This window comes from Enterobacter sp. Sphag1F, from assembly GCF_014193275.1.
Taxonomy (GTDB): domain Bacteria; phylum Pseudomonadota; class Gammaproteobacteria; order Enterobacterales; family Enterobacteriaceae; genus Pantoea; species Pantoea symbiotica.
Genome location: NZ_JACHZD010000001.1, coordinates 1,042,062 through 1,058,277, shown reverse-complemented (window position 1 = coordinate 1,058,277; position 16,216 = coordinate 1,042,062). Strand labels below are relative to the sequence as shown.

The following is a 16,216-nucleotide window of genomic DNA, read 5'->3' as shown; positions in this document are numbered from 1 at the left end:
CATGTTAATGCGCCTGCGGCCAAAAACTGACCTGCGAACGCTGATCGCGCTATTGGCGATCACCAGCATCGTCATCACGCTTGCCAACACCTTGTACGCCACCTGGCGCGTGCAACGTATGGTCCTGATCGAAAGCACCCTCGAAGCCAATCGCGCCTACGCTACCAAACTGGCGGCGACCACTGAGGTCTTCTTTCAGCTGGCTCAGTCGCAGCTGCACTACAGCGCGACGCAGTTAGGCAATGATTTTGATAATGCCGATCTGTCGCAGCAGGAAGTGAATCGCCTGCGTGAGCAAACCAACAGCTTCAACTCGGTGGCAGTTGTGGACAGCAACGGCATCGTGAAAGCCATTTCACCCGAATCGCTGATGCTGAAAGGCATGCAGCTGACCAGCCAGGCTTCGCGTGAGGCGCTGGCGCAGCGTCAGCCGATGGTCAGCAAACCCAGCATCTCCGCCGCCAATAACCTGATTGTGTTTGTCTCCTGGCCGATCTGGAGCAAAGACGGACGCTACCTCGGCTACGTCGGCGGCACCATTTACCTGAAGAAGAAAAGCATCCTCAACGCGCTGCTCGGTGAGCAGTTCTATCGCGATGGCACCCACGTTTACGTGCTGGATCGCAACAATCAGGTGCTCTATCACCAGAACAGCCAGCTGATTGGTAAAAGCGTGCCGGGCATCGTCAGCGATCGCCAGCGCGAAGAGAAAAGCAACGGTGAAGTGCAACTGACGGAAGAGAACGTGCCTAAGCTGGCCGGTTACGCCATCGTGCCGACCACCGGCTGGATGGTGGTGGCGCTGAAACCCACCGATGTCACGCTGGCACCGCTCACCGGTTTACTGCTGAAAGTATTGAAAAACTCGGTGCCGTTTGCGCTGCTGACCTTGCTGGTGGCGGTGATTCTGGCGCGTCTGATTGCGCTGCCGCTGTGGCAACTGGCGCGTAAAGCCAGCCAGATGGATTCACAAGGCGTATCGAGCGAGATTGGCGGTATTCGCGCCTGGTATTTCGAAGCGGCGCAGGTCAAACGCGCGCTGCTTACCGGCATTGGTTTAGTACAGGACAAAATTGGTCGCCTGAAATCCGAAGTGCAGAGCGATCCAATGACCAACCTGCTCAACCGCCGTGGCCTGAGCGCGGTGCTCGACTATTTCGCCACCATGCGTCAACCGTTCTCGGTGCTGGCGCTGGATATCGATCACTTCAAACGGGTCAACGATACCTTTGGTCATGACGTCGGTGATGAAGTCATTAAACATGTGGCGCGAACCTTACGCAGCAGCGCACGTCAAACCGATGTGGTGTGCCGTAACGGCGGGGAAGAGTTTCTGATGCTGCTGCCTGCGACTTCGGTTGAAGATGCGCGTATTCTGGCTGAACGTGTGCGTGTCAGCATTGCGGAAAACTGGATCGATCAGGTCGGCAATGTCACGCTGTCGGTGGGCATTGCCGACTGGCAGCCGGAAAGTGGTTCGCAGGAGCAGAGTCTCAAGCAGGCCGATGCCGCGCTCTATCAGGCGAAAAATGCCGGACGCAACTGCGTGATGATCTCCGGCCAGGATGCGTTGGTCAGTAGCATTACACACTAAGTTTTTTGTAGGGTCGCCATTCATGGCGACCACATTTTTAGTATCAAGGATGTTTTAATGCTCGTTCTGCTTTATCAATGGTACAAACGCCGCTTCAGCGATCCGCAGGCCATCGGGCTGCTAGTGATTCTGCTGGCGGCGTTTTGCATTCTGTTCTTCCTCAGCGGTTTGCTGGCACCGCTGTTAGTGGCGTTGGTGCTGGCTTATCTGCTGGAATGGCCAACGGTGCGCTTGCAGCGCGTCGGCTGCAGCAGAACCTGGGCAACCAGCGCGGTGCTGGTGGTGTTTGCCGGCATCTTGCTGGTGATGGTGCTGATTGTCGCGCCGGTGGCGTGGCAGCAGGGCATCAACCTGACGCGTGACCTGCCTAACATGCTGAATAAGCTCTATGTGTTTGCCGCTGGCCTGCCGAAGCGTTATCCGGCGCTGGTCGATGCCGGCATCATCGATATCATCGTCGAAAATTTACGCAGCCGTCTCACCGGCCTGGGCGAATCGCTGGTGAAGTATTCGCTGGCATCACTGGTCGGTTTGATGACGCTGATGATCTATCTGGTTCTGGTACCGCTGATGGTGTTCTTCCTGCTGAAAGACAAAGAGCAGATGCTGAATGCGGTACGCCGCGTGCTGCCGCGCAATCGCGGTTTGGCGGGCGTGGTGTGGCAAGAGATGAATCAGCAGATCACCAATTACATTCGCGGCAAAGTGCTGGAGATGGTGGCGGTGGGATTTGTCACCTGGCTGGCGTTCCTGCTGCTGGGCCTCAACTATTCGCTTCTGCTGGCGGTGCTGGTGGGTATTTCGGTGCTGATTCCCTATATCGGCGCAATGGTGGTGACCATTCCGGTGATTGGCGTTGGCCTGTTCCAGTGGGGATTGGGCAGCGATTTCTGGACCATGATCGCCATTTATCTGGTGATTCAGGCGCTGGATGGCAACGTGCTGGTGCCGATTCTGTTCTCTGAAGCGGTCAACCTGCATCCGTTGGTGATCATTCTGTCGGTGGTGATTTTCGGCGGGATGTGGGGATTCTGGGGCGTGTTCTTTGCGATTCCGCTGGCGACGCTGGTGAAAGCGGTGGTGCGTGCATGGCCGGAAACCCCGGCGCTCGACGAGCCGCGCGCCGAGTAAAATAAAACGGGTGCGACCTGCGCACCCGTTAACATCAGGCTGACTTCAGATAATCCAGCACAATGTCGTGATGGTTGGAGGTTTTGAAATCGTCGAACACTTTCTCAACTTTGCCATTGGCATCAATCAGGAAACTGATGCGGTGAATGCCGTCATAGGTTTTGCCCATAAAGGTTTTCTCACCCCAAACGCCAAACTGCTCACACACCTGATGATCTTCATCGGATAACAGCGTGAAGTTCAGCAACTCTTTATCGGCAAAGCGCGACAGTTTCTCTGGCTTGTCGGTGCTGATACCCAGAATCTCAACGCTAATTTTTTTCAACTCATCCATGTTGTCGCGCAGTCCGCAAGCCTGCACGGTGCAACCCGGCGTCATGGCTTTCGGATAGAAATAGACCAGAACGCGCTGTCCCTGGAAGTCGGCCAAATTTACTTGTTCGCCGTCCTGATCGGGCAAGCTAAATTTCGGTGCAGTATCACCGGCTTTCAGTGGATTCATCACAACTCTCCATTTTTTCTACATGCTGTGGGTAATACACCATCAAGAGCAAAAGTGCCAGGTGGTGTTTACCGTCAGGGTTATTTCACAACACGGTTTGCCGCAGCGGCAGAGTGTGTGGCGAAATAACCCGGAGCCTGATTAAACGGTGCTGTCAGCATCGTCGGTGACACTATAAAGACGAATTGAGCCTTGTGCATGCAGTTCTTCGCACAGCTGATTGAAAGCCTGTTCGATGGGCGCACTGAACTGATTGGCCGGGCTGTGCGCCGTCATTTGAATATAGAGCGTGGGCGCAACGTCGTCCTGAGCAGGTTGAATCCGCGAGACCAGTTCGGCGATGTTCATTTGATGTTTATCGAACAGATCGGTAAAGCGTTCAATGATGTGTGGTGAATCCGGCACTTCAACCTGCACCCATACGGTGGCAGGCATCGGTGGCGTGACGCGTGCATTGGTGCGCTTCATCACAATCAGCAGTTCCAGCTCGGCCCCTTTCATCGGCAGCGTTGATTCAATCAGGGTTATCGCGTTCCAGCTACCGGAAAGCAGCATGATAAAGGTGAACTCATCGCCCAGCATCGCCAAACGGCTGTCTTCGATATTACAGCCGCAGCTGCTGACGTGGCGGGTGATGGTATTGACGATACCCGGACGATCAACGCCCAGTGCGGTGATCACCAGATGGTGAGGCTGTGACTGCGACAAAATGGCATTTCCTGTACGTTCGCTAATAACTATAAGGTAAACATAAAAAAAACTGCTGACAAGCGCGGGAATGGCGTGGCTCGCTTGCTTTTCTTTCAATGTAAAACGTAACATGAGGCACTTGTTTGTCGAGGGGATAGCCCATGTTCACCGGAAGTATTGTTGCGCTCATTACGCCAATGAATGAAAAAGGTAATGTCTGCCGCGAAAGTTTGAAAAAACTGATTGATTATCATGTTGCCAGCGGCACCGCGGCGATTGTTTCTGTTGGCACCACCGGCGAATCTGCCACGCTCAGCCATGACGAGCACGGTGATGTGGTTATGCAAACGCTGGAACTGGCGGATGGCCGTATTCCGGTTATCGCTGGCACCGGCGCAAATGCTACTGCTGAAGGCATCTCTCTGACCAAACGCTTTACCGGCAGCGGTGTCGTGGGCTGTTTGACGGTCACGCCTTATTACAACCGTCCGACGCAGGAAGGTCTGTTCCAGCACTTTAAAGCCATTGCGGAAAGTACCGATCTGCCGCAGATGCTGTATAACGTTCCTTCGCGTACCGGTTGCGACATGCTGCCGGAAACCGTTGCGCGCTTAGCCGAAATTAAAAATATTATCGGAATCAAAGAAGCCACCGGGAACTTATCACGCATCTCACAGATCCAAGAGCTGGTTAATGATGAGTTCATCATCGTCAGCGGCGATGACGCGACGGCGCTGGACTCCATGCAACTGGGCGGCAAAGGCGTAATTTCGGTCACGGCTAACATTGCAGCGCGTGAAATGGTTGAACTCTGTGCCTTGGCGCAACAGGGCAAATTCGCCGAAGCGCGTCGCCTGAATCAGCGTCTGATGCATCTGCACCAGACGCTTTTCTGTGAACCCAATCCAATCCCGGTGAAATGGGCAGCAAAACAGCTAGGATTAATCGCGGATGACACGCTGCGTTTGCCAATGACGCCACTGACCGAAGCCGGTCAGGCGAAAACGGCGCAAGCGCTGATTAAAGCGGGTCTGCGATAATTTAGGGAGAATCAATGAGTTATTCAGTTAAGCGCTCGACGCTGGCAACGGTAGTGAGCCTTTCCACCCTGATGCTGCTAACAGCGTGTTCCAACGATCAGCGTTATAAGCGCCAGGTCAGCGGTGATGAATCTTACCTGCAGGCGCCTGAGCTGCACGATTTAAAAGCCCCAGCGGGCATGATTCTGCCGTTGCAGAATGGTGATTACGATGTTCCGCACAGCGTGGCGAAAGGCGCGGTTGGCAAAGAGCTGGATATTCGTCCGCCAGCCCAGCCGCTGGCGCTGTTGAACGGCACGCGTGCACAGTTCACCGGTAATACCGGCGTGCTGGCAGTAGAAAGCAGCCGTGGTTCGATCTGGTCGCAAGTGGTTGGTGTGGTTCAGTCGTACAAGTTCCCGATCGCGCAACGTGATGATGCTGGCCAACAGCTGACCACCGATTGGGTGCAGTGGAACCGTGCTGATGAAGATAACCAGTATCGCGGTCGCTATCAGATCAGCGTGCAGAATCAGAGCTATCAGCAAGTGTTGACCGTTCGTCTGCTGGAACTGCAGCAGTCTGGTCAGGCGGTGACGTCTCCGGCACAGATTCAACGCTATACCGGCCAGATGTTGAACGACATCAGCACCGGTCTGGATAAAGTGGATTCTGCCAGCCAGGATGCGGCGGCAAACCGTGCCACCGGACAGATTGATGTCCAGAGCGGCGCGGATGACACCGGTTTACCGCTGTTGATTCTGCGTGCACCGTTTAACGTCACCTGGCAGCGTTTGCCAGCGGCGCTGAAACGCGTGGGCATGGAAGTCACTGATGACAACCGTTCACAGGGCAGCCTGAAAGTGACCTACAAACAGCCGGGCAGCGGCGTGTGGGATCAGATCGGCGCCAAAGATCCAGAATTACCCAACGGCGATTACAAATTGCAGGTTGGCGATCTGGATAACCGCAGCAGTCTGCAGTTCATCGATCCGAAAGGTCACGTGCTAACCCAGGCGCAGAACGACGCGCTGGTGCAGGTGATTCAAGGCGCGCTGAAATAAATTGCCAAAGGGCCGGAGATTCTCCGGCCTTTTTTGATTTGGCATATACACAAACCCTTTAAGCATTTTGTGTATAATAGCGCCCGGCGAAGTAAACGATTGCGTCACGCAATCGGCGCGCGGTGAAACACCGCTGAACACGGGTTCTTTCATGTTTGGAGTTAACAAGATGCAAAAGCGAGCTGAGTTGTATCGCGGTAAAGCGAAAACCGTATACAGCACCGATAATCCGGATCTGCTGGTACTTGAATTCCGCAACGATACGTCAGCAGGAGACGGTGCACGAATCGAGCAGTTTGATCGCAAAGGAATGGTAAACAACAAGTTTAACCATTTCATCATGACCAAATTGCAGGAAGCGGGCATTCCGACCCAGATGGAAGCGCTGCTGTCGGATAACGAAGCGCTGGTGAAAAAGCTGGAGATGGTGCCGGTAGAGTGCGTGGTACGCAACCGTGCGGCAGGATCGCTGGTAAAACGTCTGGGCGTGGAAGAGGGCATTGTGCTCAATCCACCGCTGTTTGATCTCTTCCTCAAAGATGACGCCAAACACGACCCGATGGTCAACGAATCCTATTGCGAAACCTTCGGCTGGGTGAGCAAAGCGAATCTTGCACGCATGCAAGAGCTGACCTTCAAAGCCAACGAAGTGCTGAGCAAACTGTTTGATGACGCAGGTTTGATCCTTGTCGACTTCAAACTGGAGTTTGGTCTGTTCAACGGCGAAGTGGTGCTGGGCGATGAGTTCTCACCAGATGGCGCACGTCTGTGGGACAAAAACACCATGGACAAAATGGACAAAGACCGTTTCCGTCAGAGCCTCGGTGGCCTGGTCGAAGCGTACGAAGAAGTTGCACACCGTTTAGGTGTCAAGCTGGACTAATTCTGTCCACCTCTCTTGTAGGGTCGTCATTTATGACGACCTTTTTTATGCCCGCAATTCAGGTCGTCATAAATCACGGCCCTACAATGTTCTGCAACGACAACACTGGTGCTTCCTGCTGCCGCCAACTAAAATCATGCCAAACATGTTTAAAGGAGTTAGACCATGCGCTGGCAAGGGCGTCGTGAGAGCGACAACGTAGAAGATCGACGCAATGATTCACCTGGCCTTGGCGGCGGCGGTGGACGACAAATCCGCATTCCACGCGGCAAAGGCGGCCTTATCTTGCTGGTGGTGGTCGCCGTGGCAGGCTATTACGGCTACGACCTCACCGCGCTATTGGAAGGTGGCGGCGGCAGTGTTGCGCCAACTTCGCAGCAGCGTCAGGTAAACAGCGCGCAGAGCAACGAAGATGCCAAATTCACCTCGGTGATTCTGGCGACCACCGAAGATACCTGGAGCAAGCTGTTCCAGCAGATGAACAAGCAATACGTGCCGCCGAAGCTGGTGATGTATCGCGGGGCGACGCGCACCAACTGCGGTACCGGCCAATCAGCGATGGGGCCGTTTTACTGTCCTGCCGACCAAACCGTATACATCGATTTGTCGTTCTACGATGACATGAAAACCAAACTCGGTGCTGGTGGCGATTTTGCGCAAGGCTACGTGATCGCCCATGAAGTGGGTCATCACGTACAAAAACTGCTGGGCATTGAGCCGAAAGTGCGTCAGATGCAGCAGGGCGCGAGCCAGGCGCAGGCGAACCAGCTGTCGGTGAAAATGGAGCTGCAGGCGGACTGCTTCGCCGGCGTTTGGGGCCATTACATGCAGCAGCAAAACATTCTGGAAGTGGGCGATCTGCAGGAAGCGCTCAACGCCGCTGAAGCGATTGGTGACGATCGTCTGCAGCAGAAAGGTCAGGGCCGCGTGGTACCGGACAGCTTCACGCACGGCACCTCTCAGCAGCGTTACACCTGGCTGAAACGCGGTTTCGATAGCGGCGATCCTGGCCAGTGCAACACCTTTGCTAGCAAGTGATCTCCTTGATTGAACAGACGGCGGCGATGCAGCGTGCAGGCATTCGCCGCCTTTGCGTTATAGCGGGTGATGTGGGTTGGGCGCAGCAGCAGGCCATAAATTGGCACACCGCGCTGCCCGGCGACTGGCTGACGGTGAGCGACAGCGTTGATTTCCCACAGGCCGTCGCGCCCGCTGCTTTACGTACCTTGCTGGGACGTGAATTCCAGCACGCAATATTCGATGCGCGCAGCGGTTTTCACGCCGAAGCTTTTGCCGCGCTGGCCGGAACCTTACGCGCGGGCAGCTGGTTGTTGCTGTTAACGCCTGCCTGGGAACGTTGGCCCAACCAAACCGATGCCGACAGCCTGCGCTGGGCGGATGTCGCCGAGCCGATCGCCACGCCGCACTTTATCCGCCATCTGCAATTCCTCATGCTTAACGATGCACAAGTGATGTTGCAACGTCAGCATCAAGCGGTGCGTTATCCCGTGGAAACGCATCAGCCCGACTGGCGCTGCCGGGCGCCGCAGCAGCAGGCGCAAATCCTCGAACAGCTTGAAGCGATGCCGCATGGCGTTGCGGTGATCACCGCCGCGCGCGGTCGAGGAAAATCCGCGTTGGCCGGCATGCTGGCGCAGCGCAATCAACACTGTTTAGTCACGGCGCCAGCCAAAGTCTCCACGGCGGTATTGGCCGAGTTTGCCGGTGAGCATTTCAGTTTCATGGCGCCTGATGCCATCCTCGCGCAGGAAAATCCGCCTCAGGCACAATGGCTGATTATCGATGAAGCTGCCGCCATTCCCGCGCCGATCCTGCAGCAACTGGTGCATCGTTTCCCGCGCGTGCTGCTTATTACCACAGTGCAAGGTTACGAAGGCACCGGACGCGGCTTTATGCTGCGCTTCTGCGCCACCTTGCCGGATGTGCGCTATTTCCAGCTCGACGAGCCGTTGCGCTGGTCGCCAAACGATCCGCTGGAACAGTGGCTCAGCCAGGCATTGCTGTTTGAAGATGCGCAGGAGAGCAATGTAAGCGGTGAGATCGCAATTTATCCGGCAACGCCAGACCACAACTTAGCGGCGCTGGAAGCGGGATATCGCCTGCTTGCCAGCGCGCACTATCGCACTTCGCCACTGGATTTGCGGCGCATGCTGGATGCGCCCGGCATGCGCTTTTGGTTGGCAGGTGAAGCCGATCAGGTAACTGGCGCGCTGTGGCTGGTGGAAGAGGGCGGATTGGATCAGCCATTGGCCGACGCGGTGTGGGCCGGTCATCGTCGGCCGCGCGGTAATCTGGTGGCACAATCGCTGGCGGCCCATGCCGGTTTCGCGCAGGCGGCGACGTTGCGCTCACAGCGCATTAGCCGAATCGCGGTGCAGGCATCACAACGTCAGCGTGGGATTGGCAAAGCGCTGGTAGCAACCGCACGTCAGCAGGCGCAGGGCTGTGATTATCTCTCCGTAAGTTTCGGCTACACCGAATCCTTGTGGCACTTCTGGCGTGCCTGCGGTTTTACGCTGGTGCGTATTGGCTCGCAGCGCGAAGCCAGCAGCGGTTGCTATGCCGCAATGGCGATGATAGCAACATCTGCGGCAGGTGAGGCGCTGCAACAGCAGGCAGCGCAGCGCCTGGCGCGGGATTGGCCGTGGCTGCGAGAAATCATCGAACTGCCGTTAGCGCTGGCAAACGATGCCAGCCAGCAACTCAGCGACGATGATTGGGGGTTGTTAGCCGGTTTTGCCTGGGCGCAGCGCCCGTTCGAAGCCAGTTACGCGGCGCTACAGCGGCTGGTGCGCCAGTCTCCTTCACCGCTGTTGAATGCCATCCTGCTGCAAAATCAGACGCTAACCCAAGCTGCGCAACATGCCGGTCTCAGCGGGCGCAAAGCCTTGATAAACCAGCTGCGCCTGGAAGCGGCCTCAGCACTGATTCACCTCAATCCCGATGCCGCGCAGCGGCTGCGTTCATTGCAATAAATCCATTATCTCGTTCAAATTTTCCCAATATCTCTGTGCCAGCAGCGGCGTATAGTGATTTGAGGAGGATCTTATGGCACTACGATATGTAATTGTTCAGCAACCCAGCAGTGCAGCGCAGCTGTTTCTGCTTTATCACGGCATCAACGACAACCCGGATTCAATGGCGCAGATTGGCAGCTGGTTCGCGAAAGCGTTCCCGCAAGCGCTGGTGGTGTCGGTTGGCGCACCTTACGCAGGCAGCGTGCCGCAAGGACGTCAGTGGTTTGCCGATATTCCGCCGCACGATCGTTCGGAACAGCAGGGCGTGGATGCGATCATGCCAGAATTCGTGGGATCGGTGCGTCACTGGCAGCAGGAGAGCGGCGTGCGTGCCGAAGCAACGGCGCTGGTGGGTTTTTCACAGGGCGGCATCATGGTGCTGGAAGGCATAAAAGCGCAGCCGGATTTAGCCGGACGCGCGATTGTGTTCAGCGGCCGCTATGCCACTCTGCCGCTGCGGGCCAGCACGCGTAACACCATTCATCTGATTCACGGTGATTACGACGAACAGATCCCGCTGCAACGCGCCGAAGAGGCGAAGCAACGTCTGATGTCCTTGGGCGGCGATGTCACGCTGGATGTGGTGGAGGATTTACCGCACGCGATTAACGATCGCAGCATGGAGCTGGCGCTGAATCATTTGCGTTATACCGTGCCGCGTCGTTACTTCGATGAGGCGCTCAGCGGTGCCAAGCCGGGCGATGATGATGTGGTGATAATGATGTAGCAGAAAGCGTAACGGCGCGATTTTCGCGCCGTTAGCGATATGGAGGTTATTTCTTTTTCGGCCAGTCGTCTTCGTCGTTCCATTTATCGTTGAAATCACGATGTGGCGGCAACGTCGGTTTGTTATCCATGAATTTTTTATGATCGATACGTTTTAGGTCTTTGTAAACGTTCATCAAAATACCAACCATCAGCAGGATCACCAGGATCCACCAGTACTCTTTAAAGAATTCCATCCCCTTTCTCCTTCTGCGCGCTTAGGCGATCAGCTGTTCCATGATGCGCTGATACATACGGCTCAGCATCTGCAAATCTGACGCTTTCACGCACTCATTGATCTTATGAATGGTGGCGTTCACCGGGCCCAGTTCCACCACCTGCGCACCCATGCGCGCGATAAAGCGCCCATCGGAGGTGCCGCCGGTAGTCAGTAACTGTGGCTTAATCTCATTATAGTGCGCCACAGCGTTTACCACGGCATCCACCAGCTTGCCGCGTGAGGTCAGGAACGGCTGACCGGAAACATTCCACTCCAGCGTGTAGCGCAGCTGATGACGATCAAGCAGCTCCGCCACGCGATCTTTGATCATCTGGTCGGTCAATTGGGTGCTGAAACGGAAGTTGAACTGCACGAAGAATTCGCCAGGAATCACGTTGTTGCTGCCGGTGCCGGCCTGCACGTTGGCGATCTGCATGCTGGTCGGCGGGAAGAATTCGTTGCCTTCATCCCAAACTGTCTCCACCAGCTCATTCAGCGCAGGCATGGCGCGATGCACCGGATTATCCGCCAAATGCGGGTAGGCCACGTGGCCCTGCACGCCATGAATGGTGAGATTCGCGGTCATCGAGCCGCGACGGCCATTCTTCACCACGTCACCTACGATCTCGGTGCTTGAGGGTTCGCCGACCAGACAATAATCCATACGTTCGTTGCGCGCCATCAGGCGTTCAACCACTTTCACCGTGCCGTTAACCGCGCTGGCTTCTTCATCGGAGGTAATCAGAAACGCCAGACGACCTTTATGCTGCGGATTAGCGGCAACAAAGCGCTCCGCTGCCACCACCATCGCTGCCAGCGAGCCTTTCATATCTGCCGCGCCACGACCAAACAGCATGCCGTCGCGGATGCTTGGTTCAAACGGCGGGCTGATCCAGCGGTTGGCGTCACCCGGCGGCACCACATCGGTATGACCGGCAAACGCCAGCGTTTCGCCCTGGCCGCGCGTCGCCCAAAAGTTCAGCGTATCGCCAATGTGCATCGGCTCAACGGTGAAGCCGATGGCTTCCAGACGCGCAATCAGCAGCGCCTGACAACCGGCATCATCCGGGCTGAGAGACGGGCGACGGATAAGCTGCTGAGCCAGCTCAATAACCGGACAGAACATGTTATGACTTCTCCTGGATAAAGGCGGAATAAAGGGAATCGTTGAAGCCGACCAGCAGATCGCCATTCGGTGCGGCTAACACCGGACGCTTGATGATGGCAGGCTGCGCCAGCATCACCGCTTTGGCGCTGGCGGCATCGTTAACCGCTTCGCGTTCGGCTTCCGGCAGCTTGCGCCACGTGGTACCGCGCGTGTTGAGCAGCGCCTCATAACCGAGCTGATCGATAAACGATTGCAGCAGCGCGTCATCAATGCCATCCACGCGATAGTCATGAAAACAGTAGTCGATACCGGAAGACGCTAAATAGTTGCGTGCTTTTTTAATCGTGTCGCAATTTTTAATTCCGTACATCACCCACTGCGCTGTCATCGCTTATTCCCGTTTAGTAAAAAATAAAGCGCGAGTTTACCACAGCGCTCTAAGGGCTGTGAGCGCTGACGGCGAAAGCCTGCCTGATTCACGTTTTTTTCATGACCATTTTGCCGTTATAAATTTTATTACTTAGGGCCGGGAAGCGCTTTCACTTACGCACTTAATAATTGCCTGTAACATCATTAAGCAACTAAGGATTATCCTAATCGCCATTTTCTGCTACGCGATTTAAGTCAGGCATTTTTCCTGACGCATTATAGAGTTGCTGAAATGTGCGTCAGTACGCAATTTCAACAGATTGCAGCTTTTCTACGCTTTTGCCGATAGTGATAACAGGTGGAAACGTATTCACCTGTAGAAAAAAACGGCGTAGAATTGCCGCTACAATAAGAGAGGATTTTTATGGTCGACACCGAAATGGGAAACTGGAAAGAATTCATCGAAGCGATGTTACGTAACAAGTAACGCGTGAAGAGAAAAGCAGGGCATTTCCCCACTTGCTGTAATTCTTACCACACACAACAATAAAGCCGCCATGACGTTCATGGCGGCTTTTTTTGTACGGTCGCCATAAATGGCGCCCCTACGGATGAGGTATGCATGGATGTAGGGTCGCCATTCATGGCGACCGAATAAATACACGCAGCAGAATGGCATGCTTAATCGTGCGGCTTCTCTTTCAGCGGGAAGCGGCGGCGCACCACCACAAAGAACAGCGGCACAAAGAAAATCGCCAGCACGGTAGCGGAAATCATCCCGCCCATTACGCCGGTACCCACCGCGTGCTGGCTGCCGGAACCGGCACCGCTGCTGATGGCCATCGGCAGCACGCCGAAGATAAACGCCAGCGAGGTCATCAGAATCGGGCGCAGACGTTGACGCGAGGCTTCCAGCGTCGACTCCATCAGTTCGCGCCCTTTGCTGTTGATCTCATTAGCGAACTCCACAATCAAAATGGCATTCTTTGCCGACAAGCCGATCACCGTAAGCAAGCCCACCTGGAAATAGACATCGTTCTCCAGCCCGCGCATCCAGGTTGCAACCAACGCACCGACCACGCCGAGCGGCACCACCAGCATTACCGAGAACGGAATTGACCAGCTCTCATACAACGCCGCCAGACACAGGAACACCACCAGCAGCGAAATCGCGTACAGCGCGGGTGCCTGCGAGCCGGACAAGCGTTCCTGATAGGATGCGCCGGTCCACTGGAAGCCGACGCCGAGCGGCAGCTGCCCAACCAGTTTTTCCATCACGTCCATCGCTGTACCGCTACTGACGCCGTTCGCCGCTTCACCAACAATCTCCAGTGCGGAGTAACCGTTGTAGCGTTCAAGGCGCGGTGAACCGGTTTGCCAGTGGCTGGTGGCGAAAGCAGAGAAGGGCACCATGCCGCCGCTGCTGTTACGCACGTACCACTTGTTGACGTCTTCCGGCAGCATGCGGAACTCTGCCGCTGCCTGCACGTAGACTTTCTTCACGCGACCGCGATCGAGGAAGTCATTGACGTAGGTCGAGCCCCACGCGGTGGTTAAGGTGTCATTGATGGTATCCAGCGACACGCCCAGCGCCTGCGCTTTGCGCTGGTCGACATCAATCTGCAACTGCGGGCTGTCGTCGAGGCCGTTGTGACGCACGCGCGACAGCGCCGGATTGCTGTCAGCCAGCTCCAGCAGCTTATCGCGCATCGCCATTAACTGCGTGTGGCCGATGCCACCGTGATCCTGCAGCTCCATATCGAAGCCCGACGAACTGCCCATACCGGTAATCGCGGGCGGACTGCTGGCGATAACGCGCGCTTCGTTGATCTTGTGGAAGGCTTTAGTTGCGCGCTCAATGATGGCGAAAGAGGTGCGATCGCTGCCCGGACGCTCTTCCCAATCTTTCAAACGAACAAACAGGCGCGCCACGTTCTGGCCGTTACCGCCGGGGCCCGCACCGATGGTGGAGAACACCGAGACCACATTGTCTTTCTCCTGGGTCATGTAGTAGTTCTCGACCTTCGCCACCACGTTTGAGGTCTGCTCCAGCGTTGCACCGGCAGGTAATTGCACCTGCGTCAGGAACACGCCGCGATCTTCCAACGGCAGGAACGAGGTGGGCAGACGGATAAACAGGAACGCCATCAGGCCGATAATCGCGAGATAAAGCAGCAGCCAGCGGCCGCCTTTGCGCAGAATTTTGGCGACGCCGCGTTCATAGCGTTCCGCGCTGGCGTTGAAGGTGCGGTTAAACCAGCCAAAGAAGCCACGACGGCCGTGATGATGGCCTTGCTCCAATGGTTTCAGCAGCGTGGAACAGAGCGCGGGCGTCAGAATCATCGCCACCAATACCGACAGCACCATCGCCGAAACGATAGTGATCGAGAACTGGCGATAGATGGCGCCGACGGTGCCGCCAAAGAACGCCATCGGTACAAACACCGCCGACAGCACCAGCGCAATACCGACCAGTGCGCCCTGAATCTGCCCCATCGATTTACGCGTGGCGGCGCGCGGCGACAGACCTTCCTCGCTCATGATGCGCTCGACGTTTTCCACCACCACAATGGCGTCATCCACCAGCAAGCCGATGGCGAGCACCATCGCAAACATCGTCAAGGTGTTGATGCTGTAACCAAAGGCGTAGAGCACCGCAAAGGTGCCGAGCAGCACCACCGGCACTGCAATGGTTGGGATCAGCGTGGCGCGGAAGTTTTGCAGGAACAGATACATCACGAGGAACACCAGCAGGATCGCTTCCAGCAGGGTTTTTACCACGTCTTTAATTGAGGCCTTAACGAACGGCGTGGTTTCATAGGCGACTTTGGCTTCCAGCCCGTGCGGGAAGTAGTGCGACAGCTCAGCAATGCGCGCTCGCACCAGTTTGTCGGTGTTCATCTCATTGGCGCCGGAAGCCAGCTTAATGCCAAGTCCCGATGCCGCCTGGCCATTGTAGCGGCTGAGGAAGTCATATTTTTCCGCGCCCATCGCCACATCCGCCACATCGCCGAGCGTCACCACCGATCCGTCGCTGTTGGTTTTCAGCGTCACCGCTTTGAACTGCTCAGGTGTTTGCAGCATCGACTGCGCATTTACCGTGGCGTTGAGCGCTTGCTTGTCCACCGACGGCAATCCGCCAACCTGACCCACCGCCACCTGCGCGTTCTGTGATTCAATCGCGCTCACCACGTCTTCGGTGGTCAGCGCGTAGGCAATCAGCTTGTTAGGATCTAGCCAGATGCGCATTGCATATTGCGAGCCGTAGGCATCAACCTGGCCGACGCCATCGATACGGCTGAGCGGATCCTGAATGTTACTGGCGACATAATCTGAAATATCCTGTTTGTCCATACTTCCGTCGGTGGAGACGAAGGCAATCATCAGGATGTTGCTATCACCGGTTTTATTCACCGTCACGCCTTGTGACTGTACCGCTGCGGGCAGTTTGCGCAGCGCACTTTGCAACTGGTTTTGTACCTGCTGACGCGCTTCGTCGGGATTGGTGCCGGCGGTGAAGGTGAGGGTGATTTGGGCCTGGCCGGTGTTACTGCTGTTGGAGGACATGTACATCAAATTATCGATGCCGGTCATGTTCTGTTCGATAACTTGCGTGACGGTGTTTTCCAGTGTTTCTGCGGATGCGCCGGGATAGTTGGCGGTGATGCGCACGTTGGGTGGTGCGAGGTCGGGATATTGTTCAATCGGTAGCGAGATGATCGCCAGCGTGCCGCACAGGCAGAGCAAAATAGACAGAACCCAGGCAAAAATGGGGCGGTCGATAAAAAAATTCGACATGTAACCGACACTCCTCAACTGCGTATTTTTTACTT

General features: G+C 55.9%; 15 protein-coding genes. 9 read left to right on the top strand and 6 right to left on the bottom strand.

Features of this window, described 5'->3' with window-relative positions; all coding sequences use genetic code 11:
- The first annotated feature begins 1 nt into the window (after position 1).
- Both FHW71_RS04825 and FHW71_RS04820 read left to right on the top strand, forming a co-directional pair.
- A complete protein-coding gene (locus FHW71_RS04825) occupies positions 2-1,594 on the top strand; it encodes a sensor domain-containing diguanylate cyclase (protein WP_179449919.1) in 1,593 nt (530 codons plus the stop codon).
- Between the two features lie 57 nt (positions 1,595-1,651).
- Positions 1,652-2,725 (top strand): AI-2E family transporter, encoded by a 1,074-nt coding sequence (locus FHW71_RS04820; protein WP_008108349.1) that lies wholly within the window; start codon positions 1,652-1,654, stop codon positions 2,723-2,725.
- Between the two features lie 34 nt (positions 2,726-2,759).
- On the opposite strand, the gene bcp is transcribed toward FHW71_RS04820, so the two are convergent.
- Positions 2,760-3,227 (bottom strand): thioredoxin-dependent thiol peroxidase, encoded by a 468-nt coding sequence (gene bcp, locus FHW71_RS04815; protein WP_008108351.1) that lies wholly within the window; start codon positions 3,225-3,227, stop codon positions 2,760-2,762.
- A gap of 141 nt (positions 3,228-3,368) precedes the next feature.
- The gene (locus FHW71_RS04810) at positions 3,369-3,935 is read right to left on the bottom strand and encodes a glycine cleavage system transcriptional repressor (protein ID WP_036649519.1); all 567 of its coding nucleotides are present in this window, start codon (positions 3,933-3,935) and stop codon (positions 3,369-3,371) included.
- Positions 3,936-4,078: 143 nt separating this feature from the next.
- On the opposite strand from FHW71_RS04810, the gene dapA reads away from it, so the two are divergent.
- The 6 genes from dapA to ypfH all read left to right on the top strand — a co-directional run bounded on the left by dapA (position 4,079) and on the right by ypfH (position 10,648).
- Positions 4,079-4,957 (top strand): 4-hydroxy-tetrahydrodipicolinate synthase, encoded by an 879-nt coding sequence (gene dapA, locus FHW71_RS04805; RefSeq protein WP_007884824.1) that lies wholly within the window; start codon positions 4,079-4,081, stop codon positions 4,955-4,957.
- Between the two features lie 14 nt (positions 4,958-4,971).
- A complete protein-coding gene (gene bamC, locus FHW71_RS04800; RefSeq protein ID WP_179449921.1) occupies positions 4,972-6,000 on the top strand; it encodes an outer membrane protein assembly factor BamC in 1,029 nt (342 codons plus the stop codon).
- A 169-nt stretch (positions 6,001-6,169) separates the two neighbouring features.
- A complete protein-coding gene (purC, locus tag FHW71_RS04795; RefSeq protein ID WP_061718438.1) occupies positions 6,170-6,883 on the top strand; it encodes a phosphoribosylaminoimidazolesuccinocarboxamide synthase in 714 nt (237 codons plus the stop codon).
- Between the two features lie 165 nt (positions 6,884-7,048).
- On the top strand, positions 7,049-7,921 hold the full coding sequence (locus tag FHW71_RS04790; protein WP_061723539.1) for a neutral zinc metallopeptidase: 873 nt from the start codon (positions 7,049-7,051) through the stop codon (positions 7,919-7,921).
- Positions 7,921-9,879, top strand: coding sequence for a GNAT family N-acetyltransferase (locus FHW71_RS04785; RefSeq protein ID WP_353620985.1), 1,959 nt, complete (start codon positions 7,921-7,923; stop codon positions 9,877-9,879). The genes FHW71_RS04790 and FHW71_RS04785 overlap by 1 nt, the downstream gene beginning before the upstream one ends.
- A 73-nt stretch (positions 9,880-9,952) precedes the next feature.
- Entirely contained in the window at positions 9,953-10,648 is a 696-nt protein-coding gene (gene ypfH / locus FHW71_RS04780) for an esterase (protein WP_179449923.1), read from the top strand.
- Between the two features lie 46 nt (positions 10,649-10,694).
- Here ypfH and FHW71_RS04775 read toward each other — a convergent pair whose 3' ends face one another.
- Genes FHW71_RS04775 through FHW71_RS04765 form a run of 3 tightly spaced genes read right to left on the bottom strand, consistent with a single transcriptional unit; the run spans position 10,695 to position 12,402 of the window.
- On the bottom strand, positions 10,695-10,883 hold the full coding sequence (locus tag FHW71_RS04775; protein ID WP_179449925.1) for a YpfN family protein: 189 nt from the start codon (positions 10,881-10,883) through the stop codon (positions 10,695-10,697).
- Between the two features lie 21 nt (positions 10,884-10,904).
- Positions 10,905-12,032 carry a succinyl-diaminopimelate desuccinylase gene (dapE, locus tag FHW71_RS04770; protein WP_179449927.1) on the bottom strand — a complete coding sequence of 376 codons (1,128 nt, stop codon included), beginning with the start codon at positions 12,030-12,032 and terminating at the stop codon, positions 10,905-10,907.
- Between the two features lies 1 nt (position 12,033).
- On the bottom strand, positions 12,034-12,402 hold the full coding sequence (locus tag FHW71_RS04765; RefSeq protein WP_179449929.1) for an ArsC family reductase: 369 nt from the start codon (positions 12,400-12,402) through the stop codon (positions 12,034-12,036).
- Between the two features lie 405 nt (positions 12,403-12,807).
- Between FHW71_RS04765 and ypfM the strand changes: the two genes are divergently transcribed.
- Complete coding sequence (ypfM, locus tag FHW71_RS24115) at positions 12,808-12,870, top strand: protein YpfM (RefSeq protein ID WP_139221414.1); 63 nt, start codon at positions 12,808-12,810, stop codon at positions 12,868-12,870.
- Between the two features lie 194 nt (positions 12,871-13,064).
- On the opposite strand, the gene acrD is transcribed toward ypfM, so the two are convergent.
- On the bottom strand, positions 13,065-16,181 hold the full coding sequence (gene acrD / locus FHW71_RS04755) for a multidrug efflux RND transporter permease AcrD (RefSeq protein WP_061717936.1): 3,117 nt from the start codon (positions 16,179-16,181) through the stop codon (positions 13,065-13,067).
- Between the last annotated feature and the right edge of the window lie 35 nt (positions 16,182-16,216).